This is a genomic window from Paraburkholderia mimosarum LMG 23256 = NBRC 106338 (assembly GCF_000739815.1).
In the GTDB taxonomy this organism is placed as follows: Bacteria; Pseudomonadota; Gammaproteobacteria; order Burkholderiales; family Burkholderiaceae; genus Paraburkholderia; species Paraburkholderia mimosarum.
Map to the genome: position 1 here is coordinate 36,713 of NZ_BBJJ01000007.1, position 15,077 is coordinate 51,789.

Sequence of the window (15,077 nt, forward strand, 5' to 3'; positions counted from 1 at the left end):
TGCGTGCCTTGCCGGACACATCCAGCCCGGCGGGGCCAGGCTCACGACGTGCGTCAACTGCGGCGTGCGGCGCGCCATGAGATCCAGAGCTTGCGGACAGGCGTGAGCACGATCTGCTGATGCAGCACCTGGTACCCCTCGCGCTCGACTTCGTCCAGCAACGCGAGTTCGAGTGCCGCGAGCGCTCGCAACGTGCGCTGGTCGCGGCGCGCGGAAGCGGGAATCGCGTCGAGCGCGGCATGCACCGAGTCTCTCGCGCGCGCGGTCTGGAATTGCATCAGCTCCGTGAACTCCGCGCTATATCGCCGGTTGATCAGATCGGAGGCCGTCACGTTGTAGCGTTGCAGTTCGTCGATCGGCACGTAGATGCGCCCATGGCGCGCGTCGTTGCCGATTTCCGGCACGAACTGCGCGAGCGTGAGCGCGTTGCCGAGCGGTGCGGCCCAGCGTGCGGCGTCGCGCCGGTCCGCTTCGGTGCGCGCGCTCAGCTGCGCGACGAGCGAGGCGAATGTGCCGCCTACGCCGTCCATGTAGCGGCGCAGGTTGGGCAGGTCGAGATAGCGCGCCTGTTCCAGATCCATCTCGAAGCCGGCGAGCAGTGCCTGCAGGTCGGGGTAGATCGTGCTCGTGTCGTCGAGATGCGCGGCGAGTGCCTGGGTGACCGGATGCGCAGGCTTGCCCGCGGCGAGCGCGGCCAGTTCCTTTTGCCACCAGGCAAGCTTGGTGCGGCCCACCGTGGGGTCGCTCGTTTCCTTCGCGGTTTCCTCGAGCTCACGGCGCAGCGCGAAGAGCGCGGTGAGAAGCGGCTGACGCGCGGCATGGGCCTGACGCAGCGCATAGTAGGTGCTCGAACCAGGGGGAGCCGCCTTTTGCAGGCAGTAGTCGTCGAAGTTCACGGCGTTCGCAGATGTGGGGCGATGCGGCACGCGTGACGGTCACAGCGCGCGCGAGATAGAGCCGCGATTCTAGCATCGGGGTGTGCTGAGATCGGCTCCGCCGGCCCGCCACAGTGAACGGCGGCTTGCCCGGCGCATCGTCGCGCATTGTTTTGGGGATGCAGACAAGCGCCAGCCAATCGGTTAGAATCTCGCGCTTGCGCTTTTTGCCTGACGTCTCACGAGGACTCGATCAGTCGGCAAGTTGCGAAGGGTTGTACGCGCGGTTGTATCGCCGAACTGGCGCATGAATTCGCGTGAGTGGCGAAATTGGTAGACGCACCAGGTTTAGGTCCTGACGCCCGCAAGGGTGTGCCGGTTCGAGTCCGGCCTCACGCACCACAAATAGAAAGGCCATGTACCCATCGGTACATGGCCTTTTTTGTTTGCGCGCCGCAGATGACGACGGCGGCTTGGCGGCGACGACCTGTTGCGTGGGCCATCTATTTGATTTATCGCCTCTGCTTGAGCCTGCTGCGTTACAGCTCCGCCTGCATGGCCTCGATCACCTTGTTGAGTGCACGCGCAAGCGTGTCGCGCTCCTTGTCGTCAAGGCTCGCAAACAAGTCGATATTCCACTTGCGCGCAATGGGCATGACCTTGCGATACAGCGCGCGTCCATCGGGTGTGAGCGAAACGAGTACGAGGCGGCCGTCTTCCTCGCTTGTATCGCGCTGCATGAGGCCGCGGCGCATCAGCGCCTCGGCTGCGCGGCTCGCCTGGCTCTTGTCCAGATTGGCGTGGCGCGCAAGTTCCATCACGGAAAACGGGCCGAACGCACCCACAGCTGCAATGAGCCGAGCTTCCGGAAGTGTGATGCCGAGCTTCGCCTGGTAGCGTTCGCTGGCGCCCCGTTCGGAGAGCTTGTTCAGGACATGCAGCCGATAGGTGAGGAATTGTTCGAGTCCGGCTTTGCTTGCCTTCATGGGAGTCCTGGTCTGGTCGCTTGGGAAGGGCGCGATCGTGTCGCGATTCTGTGATTGTTGCCCCATCCGGCGCCCGGGTCAACGCATCCGAATCCCTTGTTAAGCACCCGGAATAGCGCACGAATCTATTAATCGCTTACTGCGGAATGCGCGGTGCGAGCAGGTTCGTGTATCGGGCCGCGAGGCTTGCGTCGGGAAAGCCGGGGCGGGTGGCCCCGGCAACGCCGTTCAGATGGATGTACGCGCAGCGTATTTGAGGCGCGCGAGCTGCTCCGCCTCGTTGGCAAGGAGGCGCGCCGCGTCGCGGATCGCGGTTTCCAGCGTCACGGGGCCGGGCGCGGGCGAGAAGCACCCGCTGAAGTGCTCGGCGAGGCGCGGCAGGGCAGCCGCGTCCACGGCGCCCGAGAGCAGCGTCGCCGGCACTCCGGCGGCCGCGGCGTGGCGGCAGGCGATGAACGGGGCCTTGCCATGCAGCGTCTGGACGTCCGAGCGTCCCTCGCCGGTGATGAGCCAGTCGGCGTTGTCGAGGGCCTCGTCCAAACCGATGGTGCGCGCAACGACCTCGGCGCCCGGCTCGAAGCTCGCGCCGAGGATGCGCAGCGCGAAACCCAGGCCGCCGGCGGCGCCGGAGCCCGCTTCGTCGCGCACGCGACGGCCCAGCGCCGCTTCGACCAGATCGGCGAACCGGCCGAGCGCCGCGTCGATCGGCGCCACCTGCTCGGGCGTCACGCCTTTTTGCGGGCCGAACACGGCTGTCGCGCCGTGTTCTCCCGTGAGCGGGTTGTCGACGTCGGACATGCCGACGAACTCGGCTTCTCCAAGCCGCGCGTCGAGACCCGATGCGTCCACGCGTGCAACCCGGGCGAGCGCCTCCGGGGTCGGCTCGAGCGGCTTGCCGTCCGCGTCGAAGAGCTGCAGTCCGAGGCCCGCTAGCAGGCCCGCGCCGCCATCGTTTGTGCTGCTGCCGCCGAGCGCCACGTAAAAGCGCCGCACGCCTTCATCGAGCAGTGCGCGAATCGCTTCGCCCATGCCGCGCGTGCTGCGCGCGGCTACCGGCACGCCCATGCCCACCGCGTCCGTAATGCCGACGATCTCGGCCGTCTCGACGATCGCGCTGCCGTCGTGCAGCAACCCTACCGCAGCGTCGCGCTTCGGACCCGCGGCGCCTTCCACGTGGATCACGCGGCGCTCGCCGCCCATCGACAGCATCGCGTCGAGGGTGCCTTCGCCGCCGTCGGCCATCGGGCGGATGCGGATGTCTGCGTCGGCGCGCACGCGCCGGATGCCCTCGGCGATCGCGGCGGCGACCCCGTCCGCGCTGAGCGAGCCTTTGAAAGAATCAGGAGCAATGACGATAACGGGAACGTCAGTCGACGAATTCGGCATGGTGTCTCTGCTGGAAGAATGGTGTTGGGAGTGGCTGCGGCCGGCGGGGCGTCCGGCGCGAGCGTAAGCTTAGCAGCCCGCCGCGTGCACGGGATAACGGCGTTGCCATAGCGCGGATTGGGGCGCGGATTGGGGGCGCGGATCGGCGCGCACTTCAGCGCGGCGCGAAGCCAAAACGAGCACCAGGGCACGCCCGAACGGCAATTACACTGGGTGCGCGAAATAGTTTGCTAAAATACTTGGCTCTTTTGACGGAACCGCACCGCGAGCCGCCCGTTTCGGCGCTGTAGAGCGGCGCCTCGCGCGCCAGCATGCAGCTCCAAAGCGCGTTGCCGCCCGGGGAAACCCCATCGGACTGCGGCACGCAAAGATCACAGATTACTGATTCGCTCGAACAATTTTAGGACGATTGAAGCCATGGCTAACGTTGTTGAAAACCTCGGCAAGCTCGAACGCCGCGTGACGATTTCCCTGCCGAAGGACGCCGTGCAGAAAGAAGTCGACACGCGCATCCGCAAACTCGCCAAGAACGTGCGCATGCCGGGTTTCCGCCCGGGCAAGGTGCCGCTCAAGATGGTCACGCAGCAGTATTCGGGCCAGGTGGAAGCCGAAGTCCTGAGCGACAAGGTCGGCAAGGAATTCTTCGACATCAGCCGCGCCGAGAACCTGCGCGTGGCCGGCCAGCCGAACTTCGCGCCGAAGGCCGAAGCCGCCGAAGGCGACTACGCGTTCGACGCGACCTTCGAGGTCTATCCGGAAGTGAAGCTCGGCGACATCACGACGGCCGAAATCGAGCGCACGACGACCACCATCACCGAAGCCGAAATCGACCGCACGCTCGACATCCTGCGCAAGCAGCGCGTGCACTTCCACGCTCGCGGCGAAGCGGGCGAGCACGGTGACGGCGGTGCCGACACCGCGGCCAAGGAAGGCGATCGCGTGACGGTCGACTTCGTCGGCAAGATCGACGATGTCGCGTTCCAGGGCGGCACGGCCGAAGGTTTCGCGTTCGTGCTGGGCGAAGGCCGCATGCTGCCGGAATTCGAAAAGGCCGCCATTGGTCTGAAGAAGGGCGAGTCCCGCGAATTCGACCTCGCGTTCCCCGAGGACTATCACGGCAAGGACGTCGCCGGCAAAACCGCGAAGTTCACGATCACGATGCAGCAGATCGAGTGGCCGCACCTGCCGGAAATCGACGCGGAATTCGCGAAGTCGCTCGGCATCGCCGACGGCGACCTCGTGAAGATGCGCGCCGAAATCAAGGACAACCTCGAGCGTGAAGCGAAGCGCCGCACGCAGTCCATCGTCAAGAACCAGGTCATGGACGCGCTCCTGAAGATCGCCGAACTCGACGTGCCGAACGCGCTGGTCGAGCAGGACCAGCAGCGCCTCGTCGAGATGGCGCGTGCCGACCTCGCGCAGCGCGGCGTGCCGAACGCCAAGGACGCGCCGATCCCGGCCGAGATGTTCAAGGAGCAGGCCGAGCGCCGCGTGAAGCTGGGCCTCGTGCTCGCCGAACTCGTGAAGGCCAACGGCCTCGAAGCGAAGCCGGAGCAGATCCGTGCTGAAGTCGACGAATTCGCGAAAAGCTACGAAGACCCGAAGGAGGTCGTGCGCTGGTATTATTCCAACCAGCAGCGTCTGGCCGAAATGGAAGCTTACGTCGTCGAATCGAACGTCGTGGACTTCGTGCTCGGCAAGGCCAAGGTGACGGACAAGCAAGTTAGCTTCGAAGAACTGGCAAGCGCGACGGCGCAGGCTTAAATCTGCCCGCTACGGCGTGCCGGCTGTCGGAGCGACCGACGGCCAGCACGCCGTTTTTGCATCCGCAGGTTTTAGCCATGCTGCACGTGTGGTTGATTTGACCGGGGTCCGTCTCCATACGGGTTATCAGAAGAACTTTTCCAGACAAGGATGCACCGCATGACCATTCGCGCTCAATCGCTGGATACGTTGACTTCACATGCATCGCGGGACTTCGACCCGCAGGCGCTCGGCCTCGTGCCGATCGTTGTCGAAACGAGCGGCCGTGGCGAACGTTCGTACGACATCTATTCGCGGCTCCTGAAGGAGCGCGTGGTGTTCCTCGTGGGTGAAGTGAACGACCAGACGGCGAACCTCGTGGTCGCCCAGTTGCTGTTCCTCGAAAGCGAAAACCCGGACAAGGACATCAGCCTGTACATCAACAGCCCGGGCGGCTCGGTCTCGGCCGGCATGGCGATCTACGACACGATGCAATTCATCAAGCCCGATGTTTCGACCCTTTGCATGGGCCTTGCGGCCAGCATGGGCGCGTTCCTGCTGGCGTCGGGCGCAAAGGGCAAGCGTTTTGCGCTGCCTAACTCGCGCGTGATGATTCACCAGCCGCTCGGCGGCGCGCGCGGCCAGGCGTCGGACATCGAAATCCAGGCGCGCGAGATCCTGTACCTGAAGGAGCGCCTGAACCAGTTGCTGGCGCACCATACGGGTCAACCCGTCGAACGCATCGCGCGCGACACAGATCGCGACAATTTCATGTCGGGCGACGACGCCCAGGCATATGGTCTCGTCGACCAGGTTCTGCACAAGCGTCCGTGATCCGGCGCCCGGCGCATCCCGCGTCCGACCCCATCAGGCTGACGCGGGAAGATAAAGGGACTCAAGCGACTCAAGCAGCGTAGAGGACTAGTTCGGCCCCCGCACAAAAGGGGATAGCCGACGCCGCGCAGACCTTGTGGAATAATCGGCAAACGCGCTTCGCGGCCCGCGGCCCCCAACGCCGTCTCAGCAAGCGGTTCACGCGCCCCCCGGCCCCGCCGGGGGAAACGGCGTATCATGTAACAGAGTGTCCGGAGGCTCATCTATCCATGGCGGACAAGAAAGGTTCTAACAGCGAGAAGCTGTTGTATTGCTCGTTTTGCGGCAAGAGCCAGCATGAGGTGAAAAAGCTCATCGCTGGTCCGTCGGTATTCATCTGCGATGAATGCATCGACCTGTGCAACGAGATCATTCGCGACGAAGCTGCCGGTGCGGGCGTCGACGCGGCGCTGTCGCGCTCGGACCTGCCGAGCCCGCAGGAGATCCGCGACATCCTCGACCAGTACGTGATCGGGCAGGAGCGCGCGAAGAAGATCCTCGCAGTGGCGGTGTACAACCACTACAAGCGTCTGAAGCATCTCGACAAGAAGGACGAAGTCGAACTCTCGAAGAGCAACATCCTGCTGATCGGGCCCACGGGCTCGGGCAAGACGCTGCTCGCGCAGACGCTCGCGCGCCTTCTGAACGTGCCGTTCGTGATCGCCGACGCCACCACGCTGACCGAAGCCGGCTACGTGGGCGAAGATGTCGAGAACATCATCCAGAAGCTGCTGCAGAACTGCAATTACGAGGTCGACAAGGCCCAGCGCGGGATCGTCTATATCGACGAGATCGACAAGATCAGCCGCAAGTCGGATAACCCGTCGATCACGCGCGACGTCTCGGGCGAAGGCGTGCAGCAGGCGCTGCTCAAGCTGATCGAAGGCACGATGGCCTCGGTCCCGCCCCAGGGCGGCCGCAAGCATCCGAACCAGGATTTCATCCAGGTCGACACGACCAATATCCTGTTCATCTGCGGCGGCGCGTTCGACGGCCTCGAGAAGGTCATCACCGACCGCACCGAGAAGACCGGCATCGGCTTCGGCGCGAGCGTGAAGAGCAAGCAGGAGCGCGACGCGGGCGAGGTGCTGCGCGAGACGGAGCCCGAAGACCTCATCAAGTTCGGCCTGATTCCCGAACTGATCGGCCGTCTGCCGGTGGTCGCCACGCTCGGCAAGCTCGACGAAGCCGCGCTCATGAAGATTCTGGTCGAGCCGAAGAATGCGCTCGTCAAGCAGTACCACAAGCTCTTCAACATGGAACGCGTGGAGCTGGAGATCCGCCCGGGCGCGTTGCAGGCCGTCGCCCGCAAGGCGATCCGCCGCAAGACCGGTGCGCGGGGCCTGCGCTCGATCCTGGAGCAGGCGTTGCTCGACGTGATGTACGAGCTGCCGGCCATGAAAGGCGTGAGCAAGGTCATCATCGACGACAACGTGATCGACGGCGACGGCAAGCCACTGTTGATTTACGAAGACGCTCCGAAGGTTGCTGGGTCGAACTGATGGTGATGATCGGCTAAAGAGTTCCGGAAAAGGGCCGTTCATACAGAGGGATGAACGGCTTTTTCGTTTGATCCCGAGGTCGATGGCGCACTATTTTGGAGTCACTGAACTTTTCCCACACGCGCGAGGCTTGCAATCGGTATCTCAGGCCTCAATTACCGAACAATTGATTCCACTCATGGGGAAATGAAATGTCAGGAACCCAACTCCTCCCGCCGGAACGCACCACGCTCCCGCTGCTGCCGCTGCGAGACGTAGTCGTCTTCCCGCATATGGTGATTCCCCTTTTCGTGGGCCGACCGAAATCGATCAAGGCTCTCGAAGCGGCAATGGAAGGCGGCAAGCACATCATGCTCGTCGCGCAGAAGACCGCCGCGAAGGACGAACCGACCGAAAAAGACATGTATGAAGTAGGGTGTGTCGCCAACATCCTGCAAATGCTGAAACTGCCCGACGGCACCGTGAAGGTGCTCGTGGAAGGCCTGCAGCGCGCGAAGACGCTCTCCATTGAAGAGCAGGAAACGCAGTTCTCGTGCGAAGTCATGCCGCTCGAGCCCGACCACGCCGACAGCGCCGAAACCGAAGCGCTGCGCCGCGCGATCGTCTCGCAGTTCGACCAGTACGTGAAGCTCAACAAGAAGATCCCGCCGGAGATCCTGACGTCGCTGTCGGGCATCGACGAGGCCGGTCGTCTTGCTGACACGATCGCCGCGCACCTGCCGCTCAAGCTCGATCAGAAACAGCACATCCTCGAGATGTTCCCTGTCGTCGAGCGTCTGGAGCATCTGCTCGCGCAGCTCGAAGCCGAAATCGACATTCTCCAGGTGGAGAAGCGCATTCGCGGCCGCGTGAAGCGCCAGATGGAGAAGAGCCAGCGCGAGTACTACCTGAACGAACAGGTCAAGGCCATCCAGAAGGAACTGGGCGAAGGCGAAGAGGGTGCCGATCTCGAAGAGCTCGAGAAACGCATCACGGCCGCGCGCATGCCGAAGGAAGCCAAGAAGAAGGCAGACGCCGAGCTCAAGAAGCTCAAGCTGATGTCGCCGATGTCGGCGGAAGCGACCGTCGTGCGCAACTACATCGACACGCTGATCGGCCTGCCGTGGCGCAAGAAGAGCAAGGTCAACAACGACCTCTCGAACGCCGAAACCGTGCTCGACGAAGACCACTATGGTCTCGAGAAGGTGAAGGAACGCATTCTCGAGTATCTCGCGGTGCAACAGCGCGTGGACAAGGTCAAGGCGCCGATCCTGTGCCTCGTCGGGCCTCCGGGCGTCGGCAAGACCTCGCTCGGCCAGTCGATTGCGCGCGCAACGAACCGCAAGTTCGTGCGCATGGCGCTGGGCGGCGTGCGTGACGAAGCCGAGATCCGCGGCCACCGTCGTACCTACATCGGATCGATGCCGGGCAAGATCCTGCAGAGCCTCGCGAAGGTCGGCGTGCGCAATCCGCTCTTCCTGCTCGACGAAGTCGACAAGATGGGCATGGATTTCCGCGGCGATCCGTCGTCGGCGCTGCTCGAAGTGCTCGACCCGGAACAGAACCACACGTTCGCCGACCACTACATCGAAGTCGATTTCGACCTCTCCGATGTGATGTTCGTCGCCACGTCGAACTCGCTGAACATTCCGCCGCCGCTGCTCGACCGGATGGAAGTCATCCGCCTCTCGGGCTACACGGAAGACGAGAAGGTCAGCATCGCCCAGCGTTATCTTCTTCCCAAGCAGAAGAAGAACAACGGCCTGAAGCCGGGCGAGATCGAGGTGACCGAAGGCGCGATCCGCGACATCATTCGCTACTACACGCGCGAAGCCGGTGTGCGTTCGCTCGAGCGCGAAGTGTCGAAGATCTGCCGCAAGGTCGTGAAGATGCTGCTGCTCAAGAAGGCCGACAAGGCCGTCACGGTCGACAGCGCCAACCTCGACACCTTCCTCGGCGTGCGCAAGTACGACTTTGGTCTGGCTGCGAAGGAAAACCAGATCGGTCAGGTCACGGGCCTCGCGTGGACGGAAGTCGGCGGCGATCTGCTGACGATCGAAGCGGCGGTGATGCCCGGCAAGGGCAACGTGATTCGCACGGGCTCGCTCGGCGACGTCATGAAGGAGTCGGTCGAAGCAGCACGCTCGGTGGTGCGTTCGCGTTCGCGTCGCCTTGGCATCAAGGACGAGGCGTTCGAGAAGCAGGACATCCACATCCACGTGCCGGAAGGCGCGACGCCGAAGGACGGTCCGTCCGCCGGCGGGGCGATGACGACGGCGCTGGTGTCCGTGCTCACGGGCATCCCGGTGCGTGCCGATGTCGCGATGACGGGCGAGATTACGCTGCGTGGCGAAGTGTTGCCGATCGGCGGGCTGAAGGAAAAGCTGCTCGCGGCGCATCGCGGCGGCATCAAGCTCGTGCTGATTCCGGAAGAGAACGTCAAGGATCTCACCGAGATCCCGGACAACGTGAAAAACGCGATCGAAATCGTGCCGGTCCGATGGATCGACAAGGTGCTGGAACTCGCGCTCGAACGTGTGCCGCAGCCGCTGCCGGAAGAAGAGGCGAAGGCCGAGGACGCGAAGGCGCCCGTGAGCGAAGCGAAGGACGCCGGCGCGACTGAAGTGGTCAAGCACTGAGCCGTCTATAAGCCGCGCGCAAGTGCGGCCCGTTGCCCCCAGGAAAGCCCGCGGCATGGTCCGCGGGCTTTCTTTGTTTGGGCGACGACGTTCGTGACATTGTCATGTCGAGCCGTGCTTTATCCGGCGCTTCCCACTTGTTGGAATGATCCCTCGAAGCGCGCGTCACATCAGGCTCAATCCCGCTTGACACCGCACTTTCGGCCCCGTTAAATGTCCTCGCCCCGCTCTGCGGGGGCTGTCCATCCAACAAGTTGATGTTCTTCTCAAGTTTGCCCAAACACATTCTCGGGGGCTGGAATGAATAAAACGGAACTGATCGACCACATCGCGCAACAAGCCGACATCTCGAAAGCGGCTGCGGGACGCGCACTCGACGCCGTCATCGGCGGCGTCAAAGGGACGCTCAAGAAGGGCGGGTCGGTGACGCTGGTCGGCTTCGGCACGTTTGCCGTCGGCAAGCGTACGGCGCGCACGGGCCGCAATCCGCGCACCGGCGACGCGATCAAGATCAAGGCAGCCAAGGTGCCCAAATTTAGGCCTGGCAAAGCGCTCAAGGATGCGCTAAACTAGCGGGCTCGCTACCTGATGAGGTAGCGCAGCAGAAGTCGCAGTGCAGGGAAAGCACAGAACAGCGCGCAGAAAAGCGCGCAGGCAAGCATGAAGCTGGGTGCTTAGCTCAGTTGGTAGAGCGGCGCCCTTACAAGGCGTAGGTCGGGAGTTCGAGCCTCTCAGCACCCACCACAGCTTCAGTCCCGGCACTTCGCGCAGCACCGCACGGAGCGGTAGTTCAGTTGGTTAGAATACCGGCCTGTCACGCCGGGGGTCGCGGGTTCGAGTCCCGTCCGCTCCGCCAAGGATATCTCGACAAGAAGGCGAACTCCGGTTCGCCTTTTTTGTTGGCCGCTGTTGTAATATCGGGCGTTCCATTTTTTGGCGCCCTCAACGTCTGGTCACGCATGCTCGACTTTTTCCGCAATCACAAACGCCTGATGATGTTCATGCTGCTCCTGGTCGTCCTGCCAGGTCTGGGCTTCGTCGGTATTCAAGGTTTCCGCGGCTTCTTCGACGAAAGCGCGAACGTCGCGAGCGTCAACGGACACAAGATCACGCGTGCAGAATACGACAACGCCGCGCGCCAGCAACTCGACCAGGCCCGCCAGATCATGGGCGCGCGGTTCGATGCCAGCATGTTCGACACCCCTGAACACCGCAAGGACATCCTCGACGGATTGATCCAGCAGCGCGTGCTCGTCGACGAAACGCAGCGCCTGCATCTCACCGCCTCGGACGACGCCGTGCGCCGCGCGCTGCTCTCCGACCCGGTGATCTCGTCGCTCAAGAAACCCGACGGCTCGATCAATCTCGACCAGTACAAGCAGCTGCTCGCCATGCAGGGCATGACGCCGGAGCAGTACGACGAGCGCGTGCGCTATAGCCTCGCCATGCAGCAACTGCCCGCGTCGATCATCCGCAGCGCGTTCACGCCCAAGGCGCTCGCGCAGCAGTTGACGGGGCTTTCGGAGCAGCAGCGCGAGGTGCAAGGCCTCGCGTTCCACGCAAGCGACTACGCGGCCAGGGTCCAGCCGACCGACGCGCAACTGCAGGCATACTACGACGCGAACAAGAACGCCTTCGCTACGCCGGCTACGGCGCAGATTCAGTATCTCGTGCTCTCGGCGGCGACGGTGGCCGCCAACGTGCAGCCGGGCGAAGCCGATCTCAAGAAGTACTACGAAGACAACATCGCGCACTATCGCACGCAGGAAGAAGTGCGCGCGAGCCACATCCTGATCACGGCGCCGAAGGACGCGAGCGCCGACGTGCGCAATGCGGCGAAGCAGAAGGCCGAGACGATTCTCGCCGAAGTGAAGGCGCATCCGGATCAGTTCGCGCAGATCGCGCAGAAGGAATCGCAGGATCCGGGCTCGGCCTCGAAGGGCGGCGACCTCGGCTACTTCGGCCCGGGCATGATCGCCGGCGGCCAGGCCTTCGACGACGCGGTCTTCAAGCTCAAGAAGGACGAGATCAGCGGTGTGGTTCAGTCGGACTTCGGCTATCACATCGTCAAGGTCACGGATCTGAAGCCGGCGACCACGAAGCCGTTCGACGAAGTGAAGGCGCAGATCGCCAACGAAGTGAAGGCGCAGCAGGCTGCGAAGCTGCTTGCCGACGCGAGCGACGGCTTCACGTCGACGGTCTACGAACAGGCCAAGACCCTCCAGCCGGCCGCCGACAAGTACAAGCTGACGATCCAGACGGCGACGGTCACGCCGAAACCGAATCCCGCGCTGCCGCCGGACAGCCCGCTGAACAACCAGAAGTTCCTCGACGCGGTGTTCGCGAGCGACTCGGTGAATCAGCACAACAACACCCAGGCGATCGACGTCGGCAACAACACGCTGATCTCCGCGCGCGTGACGAACTACCAGGCGGCCACCGTGCCCGCGTTCGCCGCGGTCAAGGATGCCGTGCGCCAGAAGGTGGTCGCGCAGCAGGCGGCAGAGATGGCGCGCAAAGACGGCGAGGCGAAGCTCGCGGATCTCCAGAAGTCGAAGTCGACCGCTGGCTTTTCGTCGGCGCTCAAGGTCTCGCGCAACGAAGCCCAGGGGCTGCCGCCCGGCGCACTTTCGGCGGTGTTCAAGGCTGATGCGCAGAAGCTGCCCGCCTATGTCGGCGTGGATCTCGGCAACGATGGCTATGCGATCTACCGCGTGAACAGCGTGATCAACGGCCAGGCTGCAGACGGCCCGCGTCTCGCCGCTGCGCAACAGCAGCTTGCGCAGGTGAGCGGCCAGTCGGAGGTTCAAGCCTACCTCGATGCGTTGCGCGAGCGCTCCAAGGTCAAGTTCTACGGCTCGCTCAATTCGTCGTCTGAGCCCTCAAGCGACGGCGGCCAGTAAGCACGAGGCTGCAATCCGGCGGCGCCTCGCGCCAGTACAAAAAGCCCCGCGAAAATCGCGGGGCTTTTGCGTTCCAAGGCGCGCAATCAGAGGCAGGCACTGATGTCGCCGGTGGCGTCGCCGCCCGCGCCGCCCCCGGAGCGGAAGCCGACCCACGTCTTCGCGCTGGCGCTCCACGCCGGGCGCACCGTTGCCGCTGCACCGTTAGGCGGCTGTTGACCAGGCACGTAGACGTCGACAGCCTGGCCGTTGGCGAGCACGGACTGCGAGACGACCTGCTGCTGTGATTTATCGGCCCACTTCTGCGCGATGCATTGTGCGACGGCCGCAGGGGGTTGCTGGCTGGTGCCGACGGACTGCGCTCCACTCGGCATTGGCTGATTGGCACAGGCGGCAAGGGCCGCCGTTGCGACAATAAGAGGTAAATATTTCACGCTTTATCCCTCCAGTCGGGTCGATCGGATTCAGACGGTGCGGCCGGGCGGCTCGCTCGTCCGATGAGACGTGGCCAGGCGCATGGCGCCGTTGAACGCGCCAACGCTGCTCGGGGCTCGAGCGGCTGGACACTCCAGCGGTCGCGCCGGAGGAAGGCGTCCGGGGTAGACGCCAGCAAATTCTTTTGCCCGCTTGCCGCTCAGTGCCGCGCGCCGCTGGCGAGCAGCGGCGCGAGCGTCGGCCACACGTTGTCGAGCAGCAAGGGCTGTGCCTGCCGGGTAGGGTGGATCTGATCGGACTGGAAGAGTTCGGGTTTGTCGGCGAAGCCGGCGAGCAGGAACGGGACGAGGGGCACGTTCAGTTCCTTCGCAAGTTTCTCATAGACGGCGTGGAAGTCGCGGGTGTAGTCGGGGCCATAGTTGGGCGGTACGTACATGCCCACCAGCACCGGCTTCGCGTGGCCCTCGCGGATCTGCGCGATGATGGCGCGCAGATTGCTCGCGGTCGTGGCGAGCGGCACGCCACGCAGCGCGTCGTTCGCGCCGAGCTCGACGATGACGATGGCCGGCTTCAGGCGCTGCATGACGAGGGGCAGGCGCGTGAGGCCGCCACTGGTCGTGTCTCCGCTGATGCTCGCATTCGCGACGCTATAATCGATCCGCTCGCTCGCGAGCCGCTGGCGCAGCAGGGCAACCCAGCCCGTGTCGCGCGGCAGGCCGTATTCGGCGGAAAGGCTGTCGCCGAGCACGACGATGGTCGGCTTCGCCATGGCGGCGGGGTTCGTCGCCGCGTTGGCCGCGGGGATGGGCGTCGCGGCGAGTGCCGTGCCGATCGTGCTCGACGCCGCGCCGAACAGGGCAGCAGTCAAGATGGCGATGGAGACGAACGCGCTGAAACGGGACGAGGCGCGGGAAAGGACGGTGCGCCGCGCGGCGCGCTTCTGGTTCACGGCTAACCTGTGCGTCATCATGTGCGAATGAATAGCGATCCAGTCATCGAAGTACGGGGTTTGTGCAAGCGCGTCACCGACGCCACGGGCGAACTGACGATCCTGGACGGCATCGACCTCACGGTGCACGCGGGCGGCAGCGTGGCGATCGTCGGTGCCTCCGGGTCCGGCAAGTCGACGCTGCTCGGCCTGCTGGCCGGCCTCGACAGCGCAAGCGCGGGCTCCGTGCGCCTGCTGGGCCACGAACTCACCGGCATGGCCGAGGACCAGCGCGCGGCGCTGCGCAACGGTTCAGTGGGCTTCGTGTTCCAGTCGTTCCAGCTGATGCCGCATCTCACCGCTTTGGAGAACGTCGCGCTGCCGCTCGAACTGCAGGGCGGGATGTCGACACGCGACGCTTTCGCCCGCGCGCGCGCATTGCTCGAGCGCGTGGGCCTTGCCGAGCGCACGAAACACTACCCGAAGCTGCTTTCGGGCGGTGAGCAGCAGCGCGTGGCGCTTGCCCGGGCGTTCGTGACGCGCCCGGCCGTGCTGTTCGCCGACGAGCCCACCGGCAGCCTCGACGCCGCCACGGGCCGCGCCGTCATCGACCTGATGTTCGAGCTCAATCGCGCCAACGGGGCGACGCTCGTGCTCGTCACACACGATATCGATCTGGCGCAGCGTTGCGACACCATCGTCACGATCGAGGCTGGCCACCGGGTCGCCAACGCGTCGCATGGCGTTAGCGCTCCACACAACACGAGCGACCCGAGCAACGTCGAAGCGGGGCGCTAGCGCCCGAACAACCGGCAGCCAGCCAGCGAG

General features: G+C 64.3%; 12 protein-coding genes, 3 tRNA genes and 1 pseudogene. 11 read left to right on the forward strand and 5 right to left on the reverse strand.

The features are described from left to right. Positions 1 to 53: 53 nt before the first annotated feature. Positions 54 to 896: a squalene/phytoene synthase family protein gene (locus BMI01S_RS07785; RefSeq protein ID WP_028213086.1), complete on the reverse strand. Its 843-nt coding sequence runs from the start codon at positions 894 to 896 to the stop codon at positions 54 to 56. A gap of 294 nt (positions 897 to 1,190) precedes the next feature. On the opposite strand from BMI01S_RS07785, the gene BMI01S_RS07790 reads away from it, so the two are divergent. Next, a tRNA-Leu gene (locus BMI01S_RS07790) sits at positions 1,191 to 1,277 on the forward strand. 137 nt (positions 1,278 to 1,414) lie between these two features. Here BMI01S_RS07790 and BMI01S_RS07795 read toward each other — a convergent pair. Together BMI01S_RS07795 and BMI01S_RS07800 are read right to left on the reverse strand one after the other, a co-directional pair. Continuing rightward, a complete protein-coding gene (locus BMI01S_RS07795; protein WP_028213087.1) occupies positions 1,415 to 1,861 on the reverse strand; it encodes a MarR family winged helix-turn-helix transcriptional regulator in 447 nt (148 codons plus the stop codon). 228 nt (positions 1,862 to 2,089) lie between these two features. Then, a complete protein-coding gene (locus BMI01S_RS07800; RefSeq protein WP_028213088.1) occupies positions 2,090 to 3,247 on the reverse strand; it encodes a glycerate kinase in 1,158 nt (385 codons plus the stop codon). 417 nt (positions 3,248 to 3,664) lie between these two features. Here BMI01S_RS07800 and tig point away from each other — a divergent pair, with 417 nt between their 5' ends. From tig to BMI01S_RS07840, 8 genes and pseudogenes are all read left to right on the forward strand, one after another. Then, entirely contained in the window at positions 3,665 to 5,011 is a 1,347-nt protein-coding gene (tig, locus tag BMI01S_RS07805) for a trigger factor (RefSeq protein WP_028213089.1), read from the forward strand. A gap of 159 nt (positions 5,012 to 5,170) precedes the next feature. Next, positions 5,171 to 5,824 (forward strand): ATP-dependent Clp endopeptidase proteolytic subunit ClpP, encoded by a 654-nt coding sequence (gene clpP, locus BMI01S_RS07810; RefSeq protein WP_028213090.1) that lies wholly within the window; start codon positions 5,171 to 5,173, stop codon positions 5,822 to 5,824. Positions 5,825 to 6,093: 269 nt separating this feature from the next. Then, a complete protein-coding gene (gene clpX, locus BMI01S_RS07815) occupies positions 6,094 to 7,365 on the forward strand; it encodes an ATP-dependent Clp protease ATP-binding subunit ClpX (protein ID WP_028213091.1) in 1,272 nt (423 codons plus the stop codon). A gap of 191 nt (positions 7,366 to 7,556) precedes the next feature. After that, positions 7,557 to 9,983, forward strand: coding sequence for an endopeptidase La (gene lon, locus BMI01S_RS07820; protein WP_028213092.1), 2,427 nt, complete (start codon positions 7,557 to 7,559; stop codon positions 9,981 to 9,983). Between the two features lie 285 nt (positions 9,984 to 10,268). After that, a pseudogene (locus BMI01S_RS07825) lies at positions 10,269 to 10,556 on the forward strand (HU family DNA-binding protein); the annotation flags it as partial. Between the two features lie 95 nt (positions 10,557 to 10,651). Then, a tRNA-Val gene (locus BMI01S_RS07830) sits at positions 10,652 to 10,727 on the forward strand. A gap of 35 nt (positions 10,728 to 10,762) precedes the next feature. Further along, positions 10,763 to 10,839, forward strand: a tRNA-Asp gene (locus BMI01S_RS07835). A gap of 103 nt (positions 10,840 to 10,942) precedes the next feature. Then, positions 10,943 to 12,886 carry a SurA N-terminal domain-containing protein gene (locus BMI01S_RS07840; protein WP_028213093.1) on the forward strand — a complete coding sequence of 648 codons (1,944 nt, stop codon included), beginning with the start codon at positions 10,943 to 10,945 and terminating at the stop codon, positions 12,884 to 12,886. An 86-nt stretch (positions 12,887 to 12,972) separates the two neighbouring features. On the opposite strand, the gene BMI01S_RS07845 is transcribed toward BMI01S_RS07840, so the two are convergent. Beyond that, positions 12,973 to 13,320: a hypothetical protein gene (locus BMI01S_RS07845; protein ID WP_028213094.1), complete on the reverse strand. Its 348-nt coding sequence runs from the start codon at positions 13,318 to 13,320 to the stop codon at positions 12,973 to 12,975. Between the two features lie 200 nt (positions 13,321 to 13,520). Continuing rightward, positions 13,521 to 14,090, reverse strand: coding sequence for an arylesterase (locus BMI01S_RS07850; RefSeq protein WP_238327954.1), 570 nt, complete (start codon positions 14,088 to 14,090; stop codon positions 13,521 to 13,523). Between BMI01S_RS07850 and BMI01S_RS42905 the strand changes: the two genes are divergently transcribed. Then, a complete protein-coding gene (locus BMI01S_RS42905) occupies positions 14,074 to 14,301 on the forward strand; it encodes a hypothetical protein (RefSeq protein ID WP_238327956.1) in 228 nt (75 codons plus the stop codon). The genes BMI01S_RS07850 and BMI01S_RS42905 overlap by 17 nt on opposite strands. Continuing rightward, positions 14,298 to 15,047, forward strand: coding sequence for an ABC transporter ATP-binding protein (locus BMI01S_RS07855; RefSeq protein ID WP_042288831.1), 750 nt, complete (start codon positions 14,298 to 14,300; stop codon positions 15,045 to 15,047). Before BMI01S_RS42905 ends, BMI01S_RS07855 begins: the two co-directional genes overlap by 4 nt. Positions 15,048 to 15,077: the final 30 nt, after the last annotated feature.

Coding starts and splice junctions, on each gene's coding strand:
- BMI01S_RS07795 (WP_028213087.1), bottom strand. CDS start 1,861: ATGAAGGCAAGCAAAGCCGGACTCGAACAATTCCTCACCTATCGGCTG.
- BMI01S_RS07800 (WP_028213088.1), bottom strand. CDS start 3,247: ATGCCGAATTCGTCGACTGACGTTCCCGTTATCGTCATTGCTCCTGAT.
- tig (WP_028213089.1), top strand. CDS start 3,665: ATGGCTAACGTTGTTGAAAACCTCGGCAAGCTCGAACGCCGCGTGACG.
- clpP (WP_028213090.1), top strand. CDS start 5,171: ATGACCATTCGCGCTCAATCGCTGGATACGTTGACTTCACATGCATCG.
- clpX (WP_028213091.1), top strand. CDS start 6,094: ATGGCGGACAAGAAAGGTTCTAACAGCGAGAAGCTGTTGTATTGCTCG.
- lon (WP_028213092.1), top strand. CDS start 7,557: ATGTCAGGAACCCAACTCCTCCCGCCGGAACGCACCACGCTCCCGCTG.
- BMI01S_RS07840 (WP_028213093.1), top strand. CDS start 10,943: ATGCTCGACTTTTTCCGCAATCACAAACGCCTGATGATGTTCATGCTG.
- BMI01S_RS42905 (WP_238327956.1), top strand. CDS start 14,074: ATGGTCGGCTTCGCCATGGCGGCGGGGTTCGTCGCCGCGTTGGCCGCG.
- BMI01S_RS07850 (WP_238327954.1), bottom strand. CDS start 14,090: ATGGCGAAGCCGACCATCGTCGTGCTCGGCGACAGCCTTTCCGCCGAA.
- BMI01S_RS07855 (WP_042288831.1), top strand. CDS start 14,298: ATGAATAGCGATCCAGTCATCGAAGTACGGGGTTTGTGCAAGCGCGTC.